At 37.9% G+C, this 21,784-nt stretch carries 20 protein-coding genes; 11 read left to right on the top strand and 9 right to left on the bottom strand.

What is annotated here, in order from left to right; genetic code table 11:
• Positions 1-1,602 carry a carboxyl transferase domain-containing protein gene (locus QLG01_RS17540; protein WP_039765714.1) on the bottom strand — a complete coding sequence of 534 codons (1,602 nt, stop codon included), beginning with the start codon at positions 1,600-1,602 and terminating at the stop codon, positions 1-3.
• A gap of 24 nt (positions 1,603-1,626) precedes the next feature.
• On the bottom strand, positions 1,627-2,799 hold the full coding sequence (locus QLG01_RS17535) for an isovaleryl-CoA dehydrogenase (RefSeq protein WP_005076583.1): 1,173 nt from the start codon (positions 2,797-2,799) through the stop codon (positions 1,627-1,629).
• A gap of 144 nt (positions 2,800-2,943) precedes the next feature.
• On the opposite strand from QLG01_RS17535, the gene QLG01_RS17530 reads away from it, so the two are divergent.
• The 5 genes from QLG01_RS17530 to QLG01_RS17510 all read left to right on the top strand — a co-directional run bounded on the left by QLG01_RS17530 (position 2,944) and on the right by QLG01_RS17510 (position 9,132).
• Complete coding sequence (locus tag QLG01_RS17530) at positions 2,944-3,561, top strand: TetR/AcrR family transcriptional regulator (RefSeq protein WP_002114305.1); 618 nt, start codon at positions 2,944-2,946, stop codon at positions 3,559-3,561.
• A gap of 110 nt (positions 3,562-3,671) precedes the next feature.
• Positions 3,672-5,366 carry an AMP-binding protein gene (locus QLG01_RS17525; protein ID WP_282497039.1) on the top strand — a complete coding sequence of 565 codons (1,695 nt, stop codon included), beginning with the start codon at positions 3,672-3,674 and terminating at the stop codon, positions 5,364-5,366.
• Positions 5,367-5,437: 71 nt separating this feature from the next.
• Positions 5,438-6,109 carry a class I SAM-dependent methyltransferase gene (locus tag QLG01_RS17520; RefSeq protein WP_238517570.1) on the top strand — a complete coding sequence of 224 codons (672 nt, stop codon included), beginning with the start codon at positions 5,438-5,440 and terminating at the stop codon, positions 6,107-6,109.
• A gap of 277 nt (positions 6,110-6,386) precedes the next feature.
• Positions 6,387-7,676 carry a DcaP family trimeric outer membrane transporter gene (locus tag QLG01_RS17515; RefSeq protein ID WP_282497178.1) on the top strand — a complete coding sequence of 430 codons (1,290 nt, stop codon included), beginning with the start codon at positions 6,387-6,389 and terminating at the stop codon, positions 7,674-7,676.
• A gap of 100 nt (positions 7,677-7,776) precedes the next feature.
• Positions 7,777-9,132 carry an MFS transporter gene (locus QLG01_RS17510; RefSeq protein ID WP_086266178.1) on the top strand — a complete coding sequence of 452 codons (1,356 nt, stop codon included), beginning with the start codon at positions 7,777-7,779 and terminating at the stop codon, positions 9,130-9,132.
• A 47-nt stretch (positions 9,133-9,179) separates the two neighbouring features.
• Here the strand turns inward: QLG01_RS17510 and QLG01_RS17505 are convergent, their stop codons facing one another.
• Complete coding sequence (locus QLG01_RS17505) at positions 9,180-10,418, bottom strand: SGNH/GDSL hydrolase family protein (RefSeq protein ID WP_282497038.1); 1,239 nt, start codon at positions 10,416-10,418, stop codon at positions 9,180-9,182.
• 111 nt (positions 10,419-10,529) lie between these two features.
• On the opposite strand from QLG01_RS17505, the gene QLG01_RS17500 reads away from it, so the two are divergent.
• Complete coding sequence (locus QLG01_RS17500) at positions 10,530-11,435, top strand: LysR family transcriptional regulator (RefSeq protein ID WP_282497037.1); 906 nt, start codon at positions 10,530-10,532, stop codon at positions 11,433-11,435.
• Here the strand turns inward: QLG01_RS17500 and QLG01_RS17495 are convergent.
• The gene (locus QLG01_RS17495) at positions 11,428-11,730 is read right to left on the bottom strand and encodes a hypothetical protein (protein WP_005304244.1); all 303 of its coding nucleotides are present in this window, start codon (positions 11,728-11,730) and stop codon (positions 11,428-11,430) included. The two genes, QLG01_RS17500 and QLG01_RS17495, sit on opposite strands and share 8 nt — an antisense overlap.
• 903 nt (positions 11,731-12,633) lie before the next feature.
• Between QLG01_RS17495 and QLG01_RS17490 the strand changes: the two genes are divergently transcribed.
• Positions 12,634-12,780 carry a hypothetical protein gene (locus QLG01_RS17490; protein ID WP_005304246.1) on the top strand — a complete coding sequence of 49 codons (147 nt, stop codon included), beginning with the start codon at positions 12,634-12,636 and terminating at the stop codon, positions 12,778-12,780.
• 266 nt (positions 12,781-13,046) lie between these two features.
• Positions 13,047-13,475 (top strand): hypothetical protein, encoded by a 429-nt coding sequence (locus QLG01_RS17485; protein ID WP_032052224.1) that lies wholly within the window; start codon positions 13,047-13,049, stop codon positions 13,473-13,475.
• An 89-nt stretch (positions 13,476-13,564) separates the two neighbouring features.
• Here the strand turns inward: QLG01_RS17485 and QLG01_RS17480 are convergent, their stop codons facing one another.
• The 3 genes from QLG01_RS17480 to QLG01_RS17470 all read right to left on the bottom strand — a co-directional run bounded on the left by QLG01_RS17480 (position 13,565) and on the right by QLG01_RS17470 (position 14,970).
• A complete protein-coding gene (locus QLG01_RS17480; protein ID WP_004793048.1) occupies positions 13,565-13,882 on the bottom strand; it encodes a hypothetical protein in 318 nt (105 codons plus the stop codon).
• 115 nt (positions 13,883-13,997) lie between these two features.
• Positions 13,998-14,213 (bottom strand): hypothetical protein, encoded by a 216-nt coding sequence (locus QLG01_RS17475; protein WP_005304252.1) that lies wholly within the window; start codon positions 14,211-14,213, stop codon positions 13,998-14,000.
• Positions 14,214-14,493: 280 nt separating this feature from the next.
• Complete coding sequence (locus QLG01_RS17470; protein ID WP_282497036.1) at positions 14,494-14,970, bottom strand: CinA family protein; 477 nt, start codon at positions 14,968-14,970, stop codon at positions 14,494-14,496.
• 316 nt (positions 14,971-15,286) lie between these two features.
• Between QLG01_RS17470 and QLG01_RS17465 the strand changes: the two genes are divergently transcribed.
• A complete protein-coding gene (locus tag QLG01_RS17465; protein WP_282497035.1) occupies positions 15,287-16,705 on the top strand; it encodes an iron-containing redox enzyme family protein in 1,419 nt (472 codons plus the stop codon).
• A 43-nt stretch (positions 16,706-16,748) separates the two neighbouring features.
• Positions 16,749-18,893, top strand: coding sequence for a catalase HPII (gene katE / locus QLG01_RS17460; RefSeq protein WP_282497034.1), 2,145 nt, complete (start codon positions 16,749-16,751; stop codon positions 18,891-18,893).
• A 57-nt stretch (positions 18,894-18,950) separates the two neighbouring features.
• On the opposite strand, the gene QLG01_RS17455 is transcribed toward katE, so the two are convergent.
• Together QLG01_RS17455 and QLG01_RS17450 are read right to left on the bottom strand one after the other, a co-directional pair.
• On the bottom strand, positions 18,951-19,829 hold the full coding sequence (locus QLG01_RS17455) for an SDR family oxidoreductase (protein WP_282497033.1): 879 nt from the start codon (positions 19,827-19,829) through the stop codon (positions 18,951-18,953).
• 140 nt (positions 19,830-19,969) lie between these two features.
• A complete protein-coding gene (locus QLG01_RS17450) occupies positions 19,970-20,371 on the bottom strand; it encodes a DUF6367 family protein (RefSeq protein WP_282497032.1) in 402 nt (133 codons plus the stop codon).
• A gap of 473 nt (positions 20,372-20,844) precedes the next feature.
• On the opposite strand from QLG01_RS17450, the gene QLG01_RS17445 reads away from it, so the two are divergent.
• Positions 20,845-21,784: KGG domain-containing protein (locus tag QLG01_RS17445; RefSeq protein ID WP_282497031.1), on the top strand; the 940-nt coding region annotated here is incomplete at its 3' end.

Genomic DNA, 21,784 nt, shown 5'->3' with positions numbered 1-21,784 from the left:
TTACATGCGGAACACGCCAAATTTGGTTGGCTGGATTGGGGCATTCATTGCCGCAGCCAAACTTAAACCAAGTACCTGACGAGTTTGAGCTGGGTCGATTACACCGTCATCCCAAAGTCGGGCAGAAGCATAGTATGGATGGCCTTGACGTTCATATTGTTCACGAATCGGTTGTTTAAATTCATCTTCTTCTTGTGCTGACCACTGGGCACCTTTTTGCTCAATCTGATCACGTTTTAAAGTCGAGAGTACGCTCGCTGCTTGTTCGCCGCCCATCACTGAAATACGAGAGTTCGGCCAAGTCCATAAAAAGCGTGGTGAATAAGCGCGGCCGCACATACCGTAGTTACCTGCACCAAACGAACCACCAATAATCAAGGTAAGTTTAGGTACATTTGCGGTGGCAACTGCCATCACCAATTTGGCGCCGTTTTTTGCAATCCCTTCATTTTCATACTGGCGACCAACCATAAAGCCCGTAATGTTTTGTAGAAATAACAATGGAATATTGCGCTGAGTACATAGCTCAATAAAGTGTGCACCTTTTTGTGCAGACTCGGAAAATAAAATCCCGTTATTGGCAATAATGCCGACTGGCATACCATAGAGTGAAGCAAAACCCGTAATTAATGTTGAACCAAAACGTGCTTTAAACTCATCAAAACGCGAGCCGTCTACAATACGGGCAATCACTTCACGTACATCAAAAGGTTTACGCGCATCACTTGGCACCACACCATAGAGTTCCGATGCATCAAACAGAGGCTCATCAATTTGCTTGTTTAACTCATTTGGCTTTTTATTTAAGTTAGCGACAATGTTTCGTGCAATCGCAATTGCATGTTCATCATTTTCGGCTAAATGGTCTGCCACACCTGAAAGACGTGTGTGAACATCACCACCACCTAAATCTTCACTGCTCACCACTTCGCCCGTTGCAGCTTTTACAAGAGGAGGGCCACCTAAGAAAATCGTACCTTGATTACGAACAATAATGGTTTCATCAGACATGGCTGGTACATAAGCACCGCCTGCGGTGCAGCTACCCATCACCACAGCAATTTGGGCAATACCTAAGCTCGACATGCGTGCCTGATTATAGAAAATGCGTCCGAAGTGATCACGGTCTGGGAAGACTTCATCTTGCATTGGTAAATAGGCACCACCTGAGTCCACCAAATAAATACAAGGCAAGTGATTTTGTTCGGCAATTTCTTGTGCGCGTAAATGCTTTTTAACCGTAAGTGGGTAATACGTTCCACCTTTAACCGTTGCATCGTTAGCAACGATCATGCAAGTGATGCCGTTGACCTGACCAATACCAGCAATCACCCCAGCAGCAGGAACATCATCTTCATAAACGTTGTACGCTGCCAATTGACCAATTTCTAAAAATGCCGTGCCGACGTCAATCAGTTGATCAATACGTTCACGAGGTAAAAGCTTGCCTCGAGCCAAATGTTTTTGACGGGCATTTTCACCGCCGCCTAAAGCAATACGCTGGGCAACTTGTTTGAGATCTGTGACCAATGTTTGCATGGCTTGCTGGTTTGTTTTGAAGTCTTCACTTCGAACATTAATCTTGCTTTGTAATTGGTTCATAAGATGTGTCCTTATTTATAATTATTATTTGGTTTCATTGAAGAGTTCGCGACCAATCAGCATGCGGCGAATTTCAGAAGTTCCGGCACCAATTTCATAAAGTTTTGCATCGCGCCATAAACGGCCAGCTGGGAATTCATTGATATAACCGTTGCCGCCTAAACTTTGAATTGCTTCTCCAGCCATCCATGTTGCTTTTTCAGCAGCATATAAAATGGCACTTGCAGCATCTTTACGTAGGCTGCGGTCATGGTCAGCTTTGTCACACGCAGCACCAACAGCGTAGACGAGGGCTTTACATGCCAACCATGTTGAATACATATCGGCAAGTTTGCCTTGCATAAGCTGGAATTCACCTAAAGCTTGGCCAAACTGTTCACGTTGGTGCAAGTATGGAATTACCACATCTAAACAGGCATCCATAATACCTAAAGGTCCGGCACTTAAAACTGCACGTTCATAGTCCAAACCACTCATGAGTACTTTTGTACCGTTACCGACACCGCCGAGTACGTTTTCAGCAGGGACTTCTACATTGTCAAAGAACAGTGGGTAAGTGTTAGAGCCACGCATACCGAGTTTGTCTAAATGGTTGCCGTGACTAAAGCCTTTCATGCCTTTTTCAATTAAAAAAGCAGTCATACCTTTCGCGCCAGCTTGCGGATCAGTTTTAGCGTAAACCACGAGTACATCTGCATCACCGCCGTTAGTGATCCACATTTTTGAACCGTTTAAAACGAAGTGATCACCTTTCTGTTCGGCACGTAATTTCATGCTGACGACATCAGAACCCGCATTCGGTTCAGACATCGCAAGGGCACCCACATATTCACCGGAAATCAGTTTAGGTAAATATTTCTGTTTTTGCTGCTCGTTACCGTTACGGTTAATTTGGTTTACACATAAATTAGAATGAGCTCCATAAGAAAGGCCAATGGCTGCCGAAGCACGAGAAATTTCTTGCATAGCAATAATATGAGCTAAATAACCCATATTGGCACCGCCATATTCTTCAGAAACCGTCATGCCTAAAAGGCCCATATCTCCGAATTTTTTCCAGAGATGTGCAGGGAATTTGTTGTCTTGATCAACTTGTTGGGCAATTGGTGCAATTTCCTTTGCACAAAATGCGGCTACCGAATCTTGAAGCGCAATTAAAGTTTCATCTAGACCGAAATTCAAGCTGCGTAGGTTCATGATATCTTCATCCTATTGGTTATATTTGTTGTCCATAAAATATTTTGTGGGTATTTGATAATTACCATACAATGATTTTTTAAAAAAGTGAATACTGATTCATAAAATGATTTACAATTCATTTTATTTGTTAGAGAATAAATTATGAGCTATAAACGATCATCTTTAATGCAAGAGCGGATGGAACAAAATCGTAAGTCGATTTTGAGTTCAGCCAGAAAGTTAATTTCAGAGGGAGGGTTCAAAGACGCGCAAATACAAACAATTGCAGAGCAAGCGGGCGTATCAAGTGGTCTGGTTTATCGCTACTTTGATAATAAAAGCCAAGTGCTGATTGAGGTTTTGTCCGAAGCCATTAATACGGAACTATTGGTGATTGATTCGATTACTGAAAGTGACTTATCGGCAAAGCAGAAATTACATAAGGCTGTGGCAACCTTTGTAAAACGGGCACTGAATAGCCCTCAGCTTGCATATTCACTCATGTTTGAACCTGTCGATTCAACGGTTGAACATGAGCGTTTTCGTGTGAAGCAATTGATTAAACAAAGTATTAAAAAAATACTTGCGGATGGAAATGCAAGTGGTGAGTTTGTCTTGGATGATTTAAATACAGCAGCACTCTGTGTTGTCGGTGCCATGACCTATGTGGTGGTTGAACCTCTAGACCCAGCTCAAAATACAAAGTTTGATCATGCGCATAAAGACTATTTTTCAAAACAGATTGCTGATTTTTGTGTAGATGCTGTGCAGAGGAAATAGAGCATATAAAGGATAAAACAACACAAAGAAGGCGGTTTAGAAAAATAGTTGCAGTAACAACAATTAGATCAGGTAAGAAGAGAATTAGAAGAATCAAGGAGAATGATTCAATGCAACAAGAACGGTTAAGCTACGCCTCGGGACCAAGCACACAGCCCTTATTGGGTATGACCATTGGTGAACAATTTGATCAGGCCTGTCGGCAATATGCTGAAAAGGAAGCAATCGTTAGTTTTCATCAAAACAGACGATTAACCTATAAAGCTTTACAAGATGAAGTAAATGCTTTTGCTTGTAGCCTTTTAAAATTGGGATTAAGAAAAGGAGATCGATTAGCGATCTGGTCACCTAATTGTGTGGAATGGACAGTAACCCAATTTGCAGCCTTTAAAGCAGGGATTATTTTAGTCAATCTAAATACAGCTTATAAAAGCCATGAACTTGAATATGTGTTGAATAAAGTCTCATGTAAAGGATTGATTATTGCTTCTCAATTCAAAACGACTGATTATCAAGAGTTACTTACAAAAATTGCCCCTGAGTTAACTATCAGTCCAGATAAAGTGCTGAGTTCAGCTCGACTACCACATTTAAAATTTGTCATTAAAATTGATGACCAGCATCATACGGGTATTCATCGCTTTAGTGATTTAGTCACTACACCAACTCCTGAACAGCTAGAAGAATTAAAACAATTAGCCAGACAGCTCCAGTTTGATGAAACCATTAATATTCAATTTACCTCAGGTACGACTGGTAATCCTAAAGGGACCATGTTGACTCACCATAATATTTTAAATAATGGCTATTTTGTCGGTGAAGGCATTCGTTTAACCCCTCAAGATAAAGTGTGTATTTCTGTGCCATTGTTTCATTGTTTTGGCATGGTGATGGGGAATTTAGCCTGCGTTACGCATGGTTCAACCATGGTCTATCCATCGGCGGTATTTAATCCTTTAGAAACTTTAAAAGCGATTCATCAAGAGCGTTGTACGGCAGCTTATGGCGTGCCCACCATGTTCATTGCCACCTTAGAACATGAACAGTTTAATGAGTTTGACCTGTCGAGCTTAAGAACGGGCATTATGGCAGGTAGTCCTTGTCCAAGAGAAATTATGCAACGTGTTATAGACCGAATGCATATGTCTGAAATCACCATCTGTTATGGTATGACTGAAACCTCGCCAGTGAGTGTACAAAGTTCGGTAAATGATTCGATTGATAAACGAGTAAGCACAGTTGGGCATGTTCATCCGCATGTTGAAATTAAAATTGTCGATTTAGAAGGGCAGATTGTTCCGCAAGGCACTTTGGGTGAGCTATGCGTTCGCGGTTATTCAGTGATGGCGGGTTATTGGGGCGAAGAAGAAAAGACCCGTGAAGTGATTGATGCTGCTGGCTGGATGCATACAGGTGATATTGCCGAAATGGATCAAGACGGTTTTATTAAAATTAAAGGCCGTATTAAAGATGTGGTGATTCGTGGTGGGGAAAATCTCTTTCCAAAAGAAATTGAAGACTTCTTATACACTCATCCAGATGTAAGCGATGTCCAAGTCATTGGCTTGCCAGATGCCAGATATGGCGAAGAACTCTGTGCTTGTATTATTTTGCATGAGCATCATCAAATTGATGAAGACAGCATTCGCCAATTCTGCAAAGAGCATATTTCTCATAATAAAGTGCCGCGCTATGTCCGATTCTTTAATGAGTTTCCAATGACAGCTTCAGGCAAAGCGCAGAAGTTTAAATTGCAGGAAATTATGCGAGCTGAACTTAACTTAACTGGAAATGTCTTTGACTAAAGAGGTTAAAAGTTTGGTCAAAGTGCAGCAAACTATAAGTTGAAAGGCAGCTTAAATAGAGGATAAGCAAAATGGCAAAAGACTTTAATAGCCCAAAGGTAGTCGAAGGATATGACGAACATATTCGTAAATTAATTCCGGGTTATGAGGTGATCCATCAACAGGTGGATGCCATTTTGCAATCAGTGTTACCACCAAATGCTCATATTTTAATTGTGGGTTGTGGCACGGGGTATGAACTCGAATATTTACTTAAACGTCATCCGAACTGGAAATTTACAGCAGTTGATCCATCTTTGACTATGCTGCAAAAAGCTCAGGAACAGGTTGAACTTTTAGATAAATCTTCTCAAGTCACCTTTGTTCACGGTGAAACGTCAGCTTTACCTCTTGAGAATTGCTTTGATGCTGCACTTTCTATTCTTGTGGCTCATTTTATTGCAGATGATATAAAACCTGTTTTCTTTAAAGATATTTATGATCGCTTAAAAGAAAAAGCTGTTTTGCTGACCTACGATTTAATGACGTGTGTAAATCCACAGCATCTTCAAGCTTTACGTTATTTATGCTTGGCACAAGGCTTAACAGAAGAACAATGTCAAAAAATGTTAGAGCGTATGGCGCAAGACTTTTTTAGCCTAACCACTGAAGGATATATAAAACTTTTAGAAAAAACTGGTTTTGAAAGTGTACAGCCTTATACACAAATTTTGACCTATCAAGGGTTTATTGCGAAAAAATAATGGATTTGAGGAAGCATTAATACGGATATAAAACCTGCATATTCTCAATGAGGAAGAGAATATAAAAACTGAAAAAAATTAGAAGATTTAGCTTTACTTAAAAACAAATTAAAAGTGGTTTTCAGGCCGCTTTAGGGAGGTTTTGTCTAAAAAATATGATTGAAGGTCTTTCTTGTGAAAGAAAAGCAAATTTTAAGCACCTATTTTAGATAGGTACATAACAAAAAGGATGTCGAGATCTTTAAGTCGAATTAAAGATCAAAAGGAAAATTTCATGATGAAAGTTTTAAATACAACGGTTCCCAAAAGCCTATTGGCTGTTTCTGTGACCCTGTTTGTGTCTTCTGCTTTTGCAGGTCAAACAGATCCTGAAATAGCACAACTTCGCCAAGAAGTAAAAGAACTTCGGGCTATGTTACAAGCCAATATGCAGGCGCAAAAATCTTTATCGCAAGGACGAGTGGAACTAGCAAATTCAGCGACTTCTCAAGCCGTACCCGTACCACCAATACGGCAAGGTTTAACCAAGTCTGGTGCAGAATTTAACTTATATGGTTATATACGAGCAGATGCTTCTTATCAAATGAAAGGGGCATCTACGATGTATAACAATATTAGCGGTGTTCCACTTGAGAACACGCCAGAAGAATCTGCACAAAAAGACCAGTTGCACAGTACGGTTAATGTGACACGTTTCGGGTTGAATTTTAAAACCCCAACTGCTGTGGGTGATGTGGGTGGAAAGTTAGAAATGGACTTCTTTGGGGCAGCCACTCGTGATCAGTTTCGAATACGCCATGCTTATTTAACGTTTGATAAATGGCTTATCGGTCAAACGTGGTCAACATTTATTGCACCTGAATATTATCCGGAAACGATTGATGCGGGCACATTTGTAGGCAGTGCATTATTAAGATCACCGCTAGTTCGCTATAGCGATAACTTAACGGCAAATACAAGCTTTGCAATATCGGTTGAAGATCCGAAATATACTGCGACCTCAGATCCTGACAATAAAATGCGCTTACCAGCCTTGGTAGGGCGCTTAAATCATAAATTTACTAATGGATCGATGTTATCGGGACGTAGTTTTGTTGCCGAAAAGAGAACTAATCATGATGAGGAAGTCGCTTGGGGCGTAGGCTTGGGCGGTAAATACCAAATTACACCTGATACATTAATCAAAGCCGATTATTACCATGTCAAAGGAGATGGGCGTTTCCTACTATGGAGTAACAGCGGCTATGCAATAGATGATCAAAACAATATGCATAGCAATGAATTTGATACTGTTTCTTTCGGTATTACTCATCAATTTACACCGCAAATTCGCTCGACTGTAGGCTACGGCTATATGAAAGCCAAAGATGATAACCGTTTTGCTGAATTACAACGTAATAGCACCACTCAAAATAAAGAGCTTTGGCAGGGCTGGGTGAATGCACTGTATAACCCATACAAACCCATTACCTTGGGCGTCGAATATGTGTATGGCGAACGAGAAACTTTTGATGGACGTAACGGGATTGATAACCGCTTCAATATGATGGCGAGTTATGACTTTTAATTTATTCAATAAGACCTTGAATAATTTGTTTTTTCTTTAGGGTGCAATATGTCGTTTTAAAAAATTGAATATGAATTTATCTCACAAAGGAGGTGAGTAAATGACAACATCTAAATTAAATGTAAATGAAGTTATTGATCAGGCCAGATTTACCCCTTTTCACTGGAGTATTTTACTTTGGTGTTTATTAATTATTATTTTTGATGGTTACGATCTGGTGATTTATGGCGTTGTATTGCCTTTGCTAATGCAAGAGTGGTCGTTAACAGCTGTACAGGCGGGGATGTTAGCAAGTACGGCACTATGCGGAATGATGTTTGGGGCGATGTTCTTTGGAACATTGGCAGATAAAATAGGCCGTAAAAAGGTAATTTTAATCTGTGTGACTTTTTTTAGTGGTTTCACCTTTTTAGGTGCTTTTGCATCAAGCCCACTTGAGTTTGGGGTACTTCGGTTCTTGGCGGGACTAGGTATTGGTGGGGTCATGCCAAATTTAGTTGCACTTACATCCGAATATGCACCTAAACGTATAAGAAGTACGCTGGTGGGGAGTATGTTTAGTGGTTATGCAATTGGCGGGATTCTTTCAGCATTAATTGGTAGTTATTTGGTTGAAAGTCAAGGATGGCAAATTATGTTTTTAATTGCCGGTATCCCACTATTTTTATTACCTGTCATTTGGAAGTTTTTACCTGAGTCTTTAACCTTTTTAGTTAAGACGGGTAAGACTGAGCAAGCACAGCGCATTATTCAAAAGATTTCACCTGAACAAAACCTAACGATCACTACGCACTTAGTGCTTAATGAGGATAATGTACCCACAGGTAGTTCTGTAAAGGGATTATTTCAGCAAGGCCGTGCTTTCAATACACTCATGTTTTGGCTCGTATTCTTTATGTGCTTACTCATGGTGTATGCCTTAAGTAGCTGGTTACCAAAACTCATGCTGGCAGCAGGCTATTCGCTCGGAAAGAGTATTTTATTCTTGCTTGCCTTAAATGTGGGGGCAATGATCGGTTCAATCGGTGGCGGTATTTTATCTGATAAATTCCATTTAAAACCTGTAATTATGGGAATGCTACTGGCAGGTGTTGTCGCTTTAGTCGGTTTAGGTTTTAACTCACCAGCCTATGTTTTATATGGTTTAGTGACTGTTGCAGGAGCAGCAACAATTGGTACTTCAATTCTTCTTTATAGTTATGTTGCACAATATTATCCACTAAGTGTGCGTTCTACTGGGATTGGCTGTGCCTCTGGTGTAGGTCGAATTGGGGCTATTGTTGGACCTATCTTAACGGGCCTGTTATTGGGTTTAGAGTTACCACATAAGATGAACTTTGTGATGATCGCAATTCCTGCAATTTTAGCGCTTTTCGCCGTCATGGTTTTAAGACGATATGCAGCTGAAAAACAGCCTATTACACCAAAACTTAATGTCGAGTTAGAGGGTAATTAATCAATATGAATACGGGTAGGAAGCAAATTCCTACCTGTATCTAGACATTAATTATGGAGTAACTGGTTTACATCAACCAGATTTGCCATTTGTTGATTACCACGGTCATTCGGATGTAAATGATCACCCGAATCATAAATTGGATTTAATCGATCAGGATGTTTAGGGTCTTTTAAACCTTGCTCAAGATCAAGTACTCCATCAAATGTATGACTGGTTCTGATCCAGTGATTAATGCGCTGACGTAATTGGTCTTTATTCGGTTGGTAATAATTATCTAACGGTGTATTGGGTAAGGCACCTGAAAATGGAAGTAAAGTTGCCCCAATCACTTGAATACCTTGGCGGTGTGCTTCATCTACAACACGTTTATAACCTTGGGTGAGTGCTTCAAAAGTTGGTATTTTTTGTTTAGGTGCAAAAGCAGTACCGGGCCATGAAATATCATTAATACCAAGCAGAACAATTAATGTTTTCACACCTGAATATTGAAATACTTCTTTTTTCAAACGATCTAAAGCACTGTCACCCATACCGTCTGTGAGTAGTCGATTTCCTGAAATTCCACTATTAATGACCGCGACTTGATGTGGCGATAAGCGCTTAGCTAAAAAGTCGGTCCATCGAGTATTTGCATCTAAAGTTGCAGTTGCTCCATCGGTAATTGAGTCTCCAATGACTGCAACAACATGTGCTTTATGCTTCGGTTTTACTTCAATAGCCGATAATAATAACCGTGCAGTTGTTGTTTTGGCACTGCTAGGCGTATTTAAGTTCGCGGTCTGATTGCCCGTAATGAGCCAACTGGTTTGTTTCGCATCCCAATGAAAAGTTTTAAATGTAGTGGGCTTTTCAATAAAGCTATTTACCATTAACTGCGCATGATCGGGAACAGGTAGCTGGATTGGATCACTAATCAGTTGTTTGCCAGGTAAAATTTGTGCTTTAAGTTTCCCAGAAAAATAAACAGGATAAGCACTCGTAGCTTTTAGACTTTGTCCTTTGACTAGCCCCACAGTTATTTTATCAATATATAACGGTTGATCCCCATATTGATTGGTAAAAATGAGCCTAACAGCGTCACCACCTAAACTAATTTGACTGATTTGTTTGATGGTCTGATTAGATATTTGCTCTGGAATATTGGTCGGGAAAACGAAATCTTTATTCCAGACTTTTTGGGGGCTGGCTGCCCAAGTGGTAATCCATTGGCTCTTTTGTACTTCTGCTTGTGCAAAGCTCGTAAATAAAACGAGAGAGAATAGGGCGGGTTGATAAAGTTTCATCTCGTGAACTCTTTAAAACGAATTAAAGTTATCTTGAAACAAATTGCTGGCTTGTTATAGCGACATAAGCGGAATAAGATTTGTGAATGAAATTCATAAATAGCTTTTGTTATGTCATATTTTGATATTAATCGGTCTGGCGAGTTGGCAATTTTTATTCGAGTGGTCGAGCTTGGGAGTTTCTCTGCCGTTGCAAGAGCTTGTGACATTACGCCGTCTGCGGTCAGTAAGTTAATTTCTCGGTTGGAAAAAAGACTTGGCGTTAGATTGCTTAACCGTTCAACACGCCAGTTTCAGCTTACCAGTGAAGGATGTCAGTTTTATGAGCAAGGCATTCACATACTCAATAACTTAGATGAACTAGAGCAATCAGTTACTGCAAATCACATGCCGCAAGGGCGAATTAGAATTCATACCAGTCTTTCATATTGGACGCATTTTTTATTGCCTTGTATTTCTCTATTTAACGAGTGCTATCCACAAATTGAATTAGAGGCACATTTGAGTGATGAAGTCATTAATTTAGTTGAGCAACGGATTGATGTTGCAATCCGGACAGGGCCTTTAAAAAGCTCAAATTTGGTTGCTCGCTCACTCGGAAGCACACAGAAACATTATGTCTGTTCACCTGCATATATTGAAAAGTATGGTTGTCCGCAGCACCCAGAAGAGCTTTATGCACATCAGCTTTTAGATGTAAGTTATCAGCGTCAGAATAAAACATGGTTTTTTAAAAAAAATGAGCAAGAAATCACGCTTGCACCTACTAAAGTGCTGAGAGTAAATCATGGAGAAGCAATCTTACAGTTAGCACTTGCGGGTCTTGGGGTTGCACAGCTTAATGAATTCCAAGTTAGAAAAGCGCTAGAGCAAAAACTATTGGTTAAAGTTCTTGAAGACTGGAATATCAATGCTTCTGAAGAATTTCATGCTGTTTGGATAGGACATGACAAATATGTCCCTAAACGTGTAAGGGCATTTTTAGATTTCTTGGTAGAGCAGGCAAAGATTAGTTAATTAAGTTTTTTCTGGCACTTAACTGACATTGGTGCATGGTTTCATTCATCGTTTCCACAAAGTGCATATCCGCATCAATATTTTGTAAGCTTACTTTAGGTAAGTTTTCTACAAATTGTGGCGAATAATGTTCTTCTAAAGAGTTATATATACAATTGCATTGCGAAAGTGCGCGTCCTGCCCACACACAATGTCTGTTAAATTCATTTTTACTGATAGATCTGCAACCTAATAAACTTATAGAACTTATTAATAGGATGCTCATTAAAACAATACGATATAAAAAAAACATCATAATTGCTCTTAGTTGGTTGTTGTTATCGTTCGATTTGGTATAGAGATGTTCTAATCTTTAGTTGGCGTTAAATCTTGAGATTTTTTCCGTATAAAGATAAAAGTTTGGATAGGTAAAAAGATGGTAGGAATTCTTTAAAAGTGTTTTAAGCTGAACGATAAGATAATAAATTTTAAGAAAAATAAAATGATATAAAATAATAGTCATTAGAGACTCCTTGATAAAAGAAGTTACGCCCAATCACTGCTATTAATTATGGTGGTGAAACGAAAGAGGGTTAGCAGACTGATACCTAAGAAACCAGCACACCCGAAGGTGTCCCACTCCCGTTCCTCCGTCAAAGGCACGAGGGGCTCCACACCAAAAAACGTGTTTTTAGTGCACTTAGGTAGACGATCTGCTAAAACCGACTGACAAAATAGGTCAGCGGGAGCATCATAAGCTGAGTGTTAAAGCCGGTCAATTGCAAAAATAAAAGATTGGTTTATATAAACAAATATTAATATTTTTAAATTCTGATTAATAAAATAACTGATTATTTGGTATTTAAAGGTTTGATTAATTATTATACCTAATCTTTATAATTGAGTTTTAATGTTTATATATCAAATATTTATTAATTGTTAATTTATATATTGTTTGTAATCATTGACTTAATAAGACACAAACTCGGAAAGGATGAATAATTTTACTTTCATGAATATGACAATCTGAATTAATTAGCTAGTGCCAAAATTTAATTAAAATATCAATTGCAAGAATGATATTTTTTGATCATTTATTTAATTTTGATTTTTACAAAAGCTTGCATAATCTACAAAAGTTAAGAGAACCACTGCGGTAGGCAACAGAAGATAATGTTATTCATAAGCTTACATCTTAAGATTAATCAGGGTGATCTCAATGTTAAGAATTTTTTGTGCAGTGAGTATGGTATTTGCAATCGCGATGGGTATGAGTGCTTGCCAAGATCGACATTCAACAGATGATGATGGAACACATGGCTCTAATGATCCAACCGTTCCTCAACAAATGGATAAAAACTCATAATTATTTCATCAAAGAAAACTTACTTTTACGTGAGTTTTCTTATCGTTAATTTCTATAAAATATGTAACACAATAAAAAAGATAATTATATAAAAAGATAAAATTAATCAATGAATTAGGTTGATATTATCTTTTGAATAATTTGTTGTTACTGAATTGTTTCGCTATTAAATTATAGTTTCAAAAAATTAATAAAATAAACACAATAAATTACTTATATTCATCCAAAATTCATTTTAATGATGAGAGTTTTATAAAGGTAAGGATATGCCCCAGTACTTAAGAATAGCTGAGAAAATCTATCAAAATGTTAAAGAGAAAAAAGGCTTTACAGATGAGCCTATGGAGGACCTTAACAATTTGATGATTGAACTCAGACATGAGCTTAAGGGGACAAAGCTTAAGCTTTTATACAATTACATTGATTTTGCTGACTTACTGATTAAACCCTTACAGGAATCTAAAATTAAATTGGATTTAAGCCTTATTCCAAAGAGTAAAAATACACAAGAATTTGTGCTGTGGCTTGCAGGTTTTATTGAAAGAATTACTACAGGTGGACAAGAAAAATTACCGCCAATTCAGACTAAAGTTGCTTTACCTGACTACGCCTATGAAGAAACACATTCTTCTCCAGTAAAACCAGTCAATAATGGAGAAGAAATTATTGAATATTTTAAGAAAAAAGAAAGTTAAATAGTGGCATATAAAAAAGCCTATTTCCGAGGGCCAATCGGAAATAGGCTCTTAGTTTTTGGACCAAAAGAGAATGTTATAAAAACAACTTATCTTCCATTCCATGCATCTTTAATTGCTTGTTTAGCATGTTCCCATTTTAAGCGAGATTCAGCTTTGAGTTCTTCCCATTTTTGTTCCAAGCCGCCTTCGACATCTTCAAACTGAGTGCCTTGTTCCGATTCAGCACGTGCACGATGACCTAATTCATAGGCTGTCGAAAAGTCTCGGTCATAATCGAGATCGGGAGTAGTAAGCTGAGCTTCTTGATAATAAGGACGAGTAAGGTAACTTTCGCGCCAATAAGTGTCAGAATAATTATGGTCGCCGGCTGGCAGTCGTGCGTGATCGCTATTTTGATCTGTCATCAGTTTTTCCTCATCTATTATTTAATTTTATGCTTATGGTAAATTTAGGAAGGTGAGGGCACCTTCCTAAATAAAATGAATGACCGCATCAAATGACATTTAAGTCAGCATCGGATTAGCGTTGCTGATTATTGTTATTTGAGTTTTGTTGGCCTGAATCTTTTTGATTCGAGCCTTGTTGTTGGCGGCGATTGTCATTTTGCTGTTGTTGCTGATTGTTTTGTTGCTGTTGATTGCCGTTTGGCTGTTGCTGATTGTTGCGGTTGTCATTTTGCTGTTGTTGTTGCTGTTGATTATCGCGTTGATTGCTTTGATTATTAGTAGTGCTCATCTTTAATTACCTCATATCATTTATGATGTGTGTTTTATCTGAGAGCTTCAGATAGTTTTATTAAAACATGAAATTTTTTAATGTGTAGCCTTGGGGTGTTACCCTATATTTAACTGTAACTCTGAAAAATAAATAAAACCTTGATTTCTATAAAATGTAACTTTTATCAGTAAACATAATTAATATGAAGATAGACAAAATTACATTTGAGTAAAGTGGTGTTAAATAAATGCAATGGTCATTTCTAAATGTGTATATGTTATCTTTTATTAAAATGAATTTATTTTTTATTATCTAATATTATGTATTCTATATCTTTAGAAATGCAATAAATAAGTTGTCTAATTTTAAGGCATGCTGGTCCTTTAAATAGCCGTCTAAAGTTATAAAAATTATTTTTATAATAAATAGAATAAAAAAAGGTGCCTACAGGTTTTTCTTTAGTCTCAGAACCTCCTTTTTTTAAGAGGCCTGTGCAGGCAATATAAAGATCGGCATGTAGGAGTTCTTTGCCTTTTTTGATCATCTCCACAGTGACTTGCATCGATTCAGGTGTATATTTTTCAATGAGTTCACGTGAGATATGAAGTGTATTTTCTTTGACACGTAAGTCATAGCTGACTAAGCTTCCAATAAGAATATCACCTGAATAGGGACTTAAAGAGAAGCGATAAGCTAAATAGCCCGCAGAAGCACTTTCAAAAAGTGCAATTTTAATTTTTTCTTGTGCGAGTAATTTGCAACATGAATTAAACATTGGTTTTCTCCTTAAAACTCTTTTTAATTTAGTTATAAGATTATTTTTAATTTATTTTTGTTAAGTTTTTAAACTTTATGATTTTTAAAGTAACTTAAATGTAATTAAAATTTATTATTTATATATTTTTTATAAAAACAGATGTTTAAATAATTCTAAAGGTGAGAATGTAATTTTGTGTTATTTTTTATCTAATTGAAATTTAACGCTTTTAAAATTATAGGTTATTTCTTAATAACATAATATAACAAAGATAGGCTGGGATTATAGTTTAGCTGAAGTATGGTAATTTATATCTCACTAAAGGAGAATAGAAATGCCTGTTGTAGTGAAAGAAAGATTATTAGACTTATTACAAGATAATCAACAAAACTATTACGAATTATTTGTTTTTTTCCTTGATCCTGATATTTCTAGTTTTGAAAAAGAAAAGAAGGCACGAGATTTTCTTAATAAAGAAATTGATAAAATAGATCAAAAGAAAATTGATTTTCCTGCAACTATAAATACGGTTAAACAATGGTGTGAAAACGATAATAAACAAAATTGTGAATTATTTCAGACTTACCTAAACCGTAGACAAAACGGGGGTGAGAGAGAGTATTTTAAGAATGTTGGTCAGGCATTCGAATTTTTAATTAAGGTTTCCCCAACTAAAAAAGTAGATGGTGCATGGCTATATAGTTCAGTTCACTACTGGAACGATCCGGTTTTTCATGACCTCATTATTACTTATTTGGAAGAGCTGGGGTTAGGTGAGCCGAAAGCAAACCATGTCTGTATCTATGATGACTTGCTACGTAGCTTAGGACTCGATAGTTTTGATCTGCTATTAGAAGATGAATATTATCATAATGCCGTGATTCAGCTGGCGCTTGGTTATGCTCCACCTGAGTTCATTCCTGAAATTGTCGGCTTTAATTTGGGTTATGAGCAACTGCCACTACATCTACTCATTAGTAATTATGAGCTTGCTGAACTGGGTATTGATTCTAAATATTTTAATTTGCACATCACTATCGATAACATTGATAACGGGCATGCAGATAAAGCAATTAAAGTTATAGAAAATATTTACGATAAATACAGAGATAAAGAACTTTTCTTTAATAAATTGAAGCGCGGTTTTGCGCTTAATGGCCATGGGGTTTCGTCTTCAAAAATTATTAAAAATTTAAATCTTGAAGATTTAGTCCTTAAAATTTTAAAAAGAAAAGCGCTCGTGGGGCAGCTCATTCATAACGAAACTAGACAGTTTGGATGTAAAACGATTAACCAATGGTTATCAAATCCAGAAGACGTTAAAGGGCTGGTTACACATCTTATTGATCACAAGTGGATTAAATTTAATACCGACCCTGAACAGAGTGTGTTCTGGCGAATGATTAATGAAGAAAATGGAAAAATGTTTGGGGTATTTAACCCTGTAGAACGTCAAATTATTCATGATTGGATTGCTGGTAGTGATCATTCTTCTAACTTCTTGGCCTATAGCAGGGAATTAAAGAATAGCCAGCGTATTCAAGATTATCTCTTTAGCTATATTTCCGATGGCGAACTGGATGCACTCCAAGAGCGTGTTCAGAAATCACATGATCTTGCCATAAAAATATGCAAGCTAACTCCGTTTTTGGCCCCCGATTCACATCATAAAAGCATTGGACTTTGGAGTACTCGTAAATACGTCGAACTCCTTTTTCCATATTTAAGTTCCTTTAACAAAACTAACTCTTGAAGTTTTTTAATTCACCCCACGTTTAACTTTAAAAACATAGGTAATGAACATGACTGATAATGTTAAATCAACAAATAAAACAAGTGAAATGGCTGGTGCTGACGCTGCAAATAAAGCCAATACTACCCAAAAAACTGAACAATTAGACTCAGTCAGAGATGATGCAACTAATGAAGCATTAACCACAAATCAAGGGGTTAAAATTGCTGATAACCAGAATAGTTTAAGAGCAGGTATTCGCGGTTCGACACTATTAGAAGATTTTATTTTACGAGAAAAGATTACTCATTTTGACCATGAACGTATTCCTGAGCGTATTGTGCATGCACGTGGCGTGGGTGCTCATGGTTACTTTCAGGCTTATGAAGGAAATGAACGCTTAACAAAAGCCGGTTTTTTGACTGACCCAACCATTCAAACTCCAATTTTTGTACGTTTCTCAACAGTGCAGGGACCACGTGGCTCTGCTGACACCGTTCGTGATATTCGTGGTTTTGCGCTTAAATTTTATACCCAAGAAGGTAATTTCGATTTAGTCGGCAACAATGCACCAGTGTTTTTTGTACAAGATGGTATTAAGTTTCCTGATTTTGTTCATGCGGTAAAACCTGAACCAGATACAGAAATGCCAACAGGAGCAACTGCCCATGATACTTTCTGGGATTTTGTGTCTTTAGTCCCTGAGTCAGCTCATGCAGTAATTTGGGCAATGTCAGACCGTGCTATTCCACGTAATCTACGCTCAATTCAAGGCTTTGGTGTTCATACATTCCGTCTTATTAATGCCCAAGGAAAATCTCATTTTGTGAAATTCCACTGGACCCCTAAACAAGGTTTAAGTGCTTTAGTGTGGGATGAGGCTCAAAAACTTGCAGGTAAAGACCCAGATTTCCATCGTCGAGATCTTTATGAAGCGATTGAGAATGGGGTTTATCCTGAATGGGAATTGGGTGTACAAATTGTCGAAGAAGAAGATGAAATGAACTTTGACTTCGATTTATTAGACCCAACCAAAATTATTCCTGAAGAGTTGGTTCCAGTGACTCCAATCGGCCGATTTGTTTTAAATAGAAATGTAGATAATTTCTTTGCAGAAACAGAGCAGGTGGCTTTCTGTCCGGGACACATCGTGCCAGGGATCGATTTTACAAATGACCCACTTCTACAAGCACGTTTATTTTCGTACACCGATACACAGTTAAGTCGTTTGGGTGGACCGAACTTCCACCAAATTCCGATCAATAAACCAGTATGCCCATTCCATAACAATCAACGTGATGGTATCCACCAACATACGATTCATAAAGGGCAGGCTTCATATCAACCAAACTCAATTGATAATGATTGGCCAGCAGAAACGCCACCTGCTGCTTCAAATGGTGGTTTTGAAAGCTATCCTGAACAAATTAGTGGACACAAACTTCGTCAAAGAAGTGAAACCTTTTCCGATCATTTTTCACAACCGCGCCTTTACTACAAGAGCCTTGCCCCTCATGAGCAAAAGCATGTGGTCGATGCCTATACTTTTGAATTAAGTAAAGTGCAACGAAAACACATTCGTGAGCGCCAAGTTCAACAAATTTTGGCAAATATCGATCTCGACTTAGCTCGACAAGTAGGTGCTAACTTAGGAATTGAAGTTCCTGATTTGACTCTAGATTATAAGAAAACCGCAGTTGAAAAATCGGCTAAATTATCTTTCTTGGCTTTCCCACCAGAAGATATTCAAGGCCGAAAAGTTGCTGTGCTTATTCATAACCTTGTGAAGTCAGATACACTTGAAGCTATTAAAAATTGGGCGATTAAAGAAGGTGCGGTTGTTCATTTACTAGCGCCGAGCTTGGCTCCAGTAAAAGACCATAAAGACAACATTATTGTGGCTGATGGTATGCAAATGGCTGAACCTTCAATTGCTTATGATGCGGTGATTATTCCTGATGGCGATAACTTAAATGCCGTGCTGCAAGATGGCGTAGCACGCCATTATGTACTCGAAGCTTACAAGCATTTAAAACCAATTGCGTTTTTAGGTAATAAATCTGATTTGCTTGAACCACTAGGTTTAGTTGCCGATGAGGGTACTTTAGTTGAAGATGAATTCCAGCCTATTGCTGAAAAATTCAAAAAACTGATTATGGCTCATCGTGTTTGGTCACGAGAACAAATAGCCGCTCAGGTACCAGCTTAATAAACAAAAAAAAGCCCTGAAAGATTTATCTTTCAGGGCTTTTTTATATCTTAGTGATTAACCATTTATGATTTGACCACCGTTTACATGAATCACCTGACCTGTAATATAACTTGCATCATCTGAGGCAAGGAATAGGTAAGCAGGTGCAACTTCACTTGGTTGTCCCATTCTTCCCATTGGTGTGTCTTTACCAAATTCCTTAACGGTTTCTGCATCGAAACTGCTTGGGATTAATGGGGTCCAGATCGGACCTGGTGCAACACCATTTACCCGAATTCCTTTTTTCTGTTTCATTAAATTGTTCGATAAGCTACGTGTAAAAGTCGTAATCGCACCTTTGGTACTTGCATAATCAATAAGCTCATCATGGCCTTGATAGCTAGTAATACTGGTCGTATTAATAATACTGTCGCCTTCTTCCATATATGGAATAGCTTCTTTAGTAAGATAAAACATTGGAAAAATATTAGTTTTAAATGTTTTTTCTAATTGCTCATTACTAATACTTTCAATTTCCTTTTGTTGATATTGCACGCCAGCATTATTCACTAAAATATTAATTTTTCCATAATGTTGTAGAACTTTATCAATATCGAGTTTTGCAACATCTGGGTCAGAAATATCACCTTTTAATAAAAGACAATGTTGTCCTTCTCTTTCAACAAGTTGTTTAGTGATTTCGGCATCCTTATCTTCTTCAAGATAAAGGATGGCAATATCCGCACCTTCACGGGCAAACAATACTGCGACAGAACGACCTATACCGCTATCGCCACCACTAATAACGGCAACTTTATCTTTTAACTTATCGCTACCTTTATGGGAGCTTTTTATAATCTCAGGTTCAGGATGCATTTTTTCCTGATCGCCTGGTTGATGAGATTGAACTTGTGCTGGTGCAGATGTTGGATACTGATTTGTTGTGTTTTCCATACTTCAAATACCTCGGTTAAATATCTAATTTATAAATAGTGCGCTGTTACTACGTAAATATGAGTAAAATGAATTTTTTAATAAGTTGTCTTTGTTATTTTATTTATAAGGATGTAAAAAAAATATTTTATATTTAAAAGTTAAATAATATCTATTAATTTGATTTTGTTCTTATCAATCATACTTTCAATAATGGATCTATTTCCAGTATCTTCTAACCAGTTTTCAATAGATATATTATTGGATAAGTCTAAAATTTCTTTAATAATTTTTTTGGCGCCTTCAATATTTTGTGTTTCTTTATTATTTTTAATAATGATATTGTCAAGCAATAACTTTATATCTTCTTGCTCTATATTCTTTGACTTAATAATATGTAAATCTCTTTGGAAGGGATGGCTCGCATGCGGAGGATCTAATCTATAGCTCCATTCTTTGTCATAGTCCTGCCATGAGTTTTTGGACTTAATATGTCCTAGTAAAATTTCAGGGATAGAAATATGGATATATTGTAGAGTTGACTGTTGATTTTTTAATTGCATAGTTAAGTTACTCAAACCATCTTATTAAAATTAGTTTTAAATATTCATATTAATCTCTCAAGTAAATTAATTCTGAAAATGTAATGATATATGTTATTGTTTTTAATTAAAATAATTGTTTGCTTGTTATTTTCTCAATAGATCTGGTGTTGTGTTAGTTTACTGTTTTGTACATTTTGAAATTTTTTGTTATCAGTTAAAATATTTTAACTGTGTTTGTAAAAATATATTGTAGTGTGCTCTTAGGTAATAATGAGTATATCCAATATTTAAAGAGTAAAATTATTAATAATTAAAATTTTTAAAATATTTTAAAAATAATATGTTTATAAGAAATTTCATTTTTTGATTGATATACATTTAAAAGGATTGATACATCACTTGGGTGGGAAAATATTATAGATATTCTATTGTTATTAAATCCGTTAACTAAAAGCGGTAGTGACTATAATTAAATATAGGAAGATATAACTATGGCTAATACTAGATATGAAGATGATGATAACAATAGAACAGGTACTTCAAATCGTGGATTTGCAAGTATGGATCCTGAAAGAGTACGAGAAATAGCCAGCAAAGGTGGGCGAGCTGCTCACGCGAGTGGTAATGCACATGAGTTTACCTCTGAAGAGGCTCGTGAAGCTGGCCGAGCAGCCCATGCAAGTGGTAACGCTCATGAATTTACGTCTGAAGAAGCGCGTGAAGCGGGTGCATTAAGCCATAAAAATGATGGCCGTAATGGTCGTGGCCGCGGTCGTGATGATGACGACGATGATGACGATCGCGGTAGCCGCTCAGGTGGTCGAGGCCGAAGCCGTTACGACGACGATGATGACGATGATCGCGGTGGCCGTTCAAGCGGACGAGGCCGAGGTCGTAGCCGTGATGACGACGATGATGATGACGATCGCGGTGGCCGTTCAGGTGGCCGAGGCCGAGGTCGTAGCCGTGATGATGACGATGATGATGACGATCGCGGTGGCCGCTCAGGTGGTCGAGGTCGTGGCCGCAGCCGTGATGATGACGATGATGATGATCGTGGTGGTCGCTCAGGCGGACGAGGTCGTGGCCGCAGCCGTGATGACGATGATGATGACGATCGCGGTGGCCGCTCAGGCGGACGAGGTCGTGGCCGTAGTCGCGATGATGACGATGATGATGACGATCGCGGTGGCCGCTCAGGCGGACGAGGTCGTGGCCGTAGTCGCGATGATGACGATGATGATGACGATCGCGGTGGCCGCTCAGGCGGACGAGGTCGTGGTCGCAGCCGTGATGACGACGATGATGATGATCGCGGTGGTCGCTCAGGTGGTCGAGGCCGAGGTCGCAGCCGTGATGACGATGATGATGATGACGATCGCGGAGGCCGTTCAGGCGGACGAGGCCGAGGTCGCAGCCGTGATGACGACG

This window comes from Acinetobacter sp. V89_4, from assembly GCF_029967875.1.
GTDB classification, from domain to species: Bacteria; Pseudomonadota; Gammaproteobacteria; order Pseudomonadales; family Moraxellaceae; genus Acinetobacter; species Acinetobacter oleivorans.
Note: the sequence above shows the minus strand (reverse complement) of the source record. Positions and strands in the feature narration are given on the sequence as shown.

Excerpts from the sequence above, each read along its gene's own strand:
- QLG01_RS17490 (WP_005304246.1), top strand. The coding sequence starts at position 12,634 with ATGTTAAGAATTTTTTGTGCAGTGAGTATGGTATTTGCAATCGCGATG.
- QLG01_RS17530 (WP_002114305.1), top strand. The coding sequence starts at position 2,944 with ATGAGCTATAAACGATCATCTTTAATGCAAGAGCGGATGGAACAAAAT.
- QLG01_RS17525 (WP_282497039.1), top strand. The coding sequence starts at position 3,672 with ATGCAACAAGAACGGTTAAGCTACGCCTCGGGACCAAGCACACAGCCC.
- katE (WP_282497034.1), top strand. The coding sequence starts at position 16,749 with ATGAACATGACTGATAATGTTAAATCAACAAATAAAACAAGTGAAATG.
- QLG01_RS17510 (WP_086266178.1), top strand. The coding sequence starts at position 7,777 with ATGACAACATCTAAATTAAATGTAAATGAAGTTATTGATCAGGCCAGA.
- QLG01_RS17485 (WP_032052224.1), top strand. The coding sequence starts at position 13,047 with ATGCCCCAGTACTTAAGAATAGCTGAGAAAATCTATCAAAATGTTAAA.
- QLG01_RS17505 (WP_282497038.1), bottom strand. The coding sequence starts at position 10,418 with ATGAAACTTTATCAACCCGCCCTATTCTCTCTCGTTTTATTTACGAGC.
- QLG01_RS17515 (WP_282497178.1), top strand. The coding sequence starts at position 6,387 with ATGAAAGTTTTAAATACAACGGTTCCCAAAAGCCTATTGGCTGTTTCT.
- QLG01_RS17455 (WP_282497033.1), bottom strand. The coding sequence starts at position 19,829 with ATGGAAAACACAACAAATCAGTATCCAACATCTGCACCAGCACAAGTT.
- QLG01_RS17540 (WP_039765714.1), bottom strand. The coding sequence starts at position 1,602 with ATGAACCAATTACAAAGCAAGATTAATGTTCGAAGTGAAGACTTCAAA.
- QLG01_RS17480 (WP_004793048.1), bottom strand. The coding sequence starts at position 13,882 with ATGACAGATCAAAATAGCGATCACGCACGACTGCCAGCCGGCGACCAT.
- QLG01_RS17465 (WP_282497035.1), top strand. The coding sequence starts at position 15,287 with ATGCCTGTTGTAGTGAAAGAAAGATTATTAGACTTATTACAAGATAAT.
- QLG01_RS17500 (WP_282497037.1), top strand. The coding sequence starts at position 10,530 with ATGTCATATTTTGATATTAATCGGTCTGGCGAGTTGGCAATTTTTATT.
- QLG01_RS17475 (WP_005304252.1), bottom strand. The coding sequence starts at position 14,213 with ATGAGCACTACTAATAATCAAAGCAATCAACGCGATAATCAACAGCAA.
- QLG01_RS17520 (WP_238517570.1), top strand. The coding sequence starts at position 5,438 with ATGGCAAAAGACTTTAATAGCCCAAAGGTAGTCGAAGGATATGACGAA.
- QLG01_RS17535 (WP_005076583.1), bottom strand. The coding sequence starts at position 2,799 with ATGAACCTACGCAGCTTGAATTTCGGTCTAGATGAAACTTTAATTGCG.
- QLG01_RS17470 (WP_282497036.1), bottom strand. The coding sequence starts at position 14,970 with ATGTTTAATTCATGTTGCAAATTACTCGCACAAGAAAAAATTAAAATT.
- QLG01_RS17450 (WP_282497032.1), bottom strand. The coding sequence starts at position 20,371 with ATGCAATTAAAAAATCAACAGTCAACTCTACAATATATCCATATTTCT.
- QLG01_RS17495 (WP_005304244.1), bottom strand. The coding sequence starts at position 11,730 with ATGATGTTTTTTTTATATCGTATTGTTTTAATGAGCATCCTATTAATA.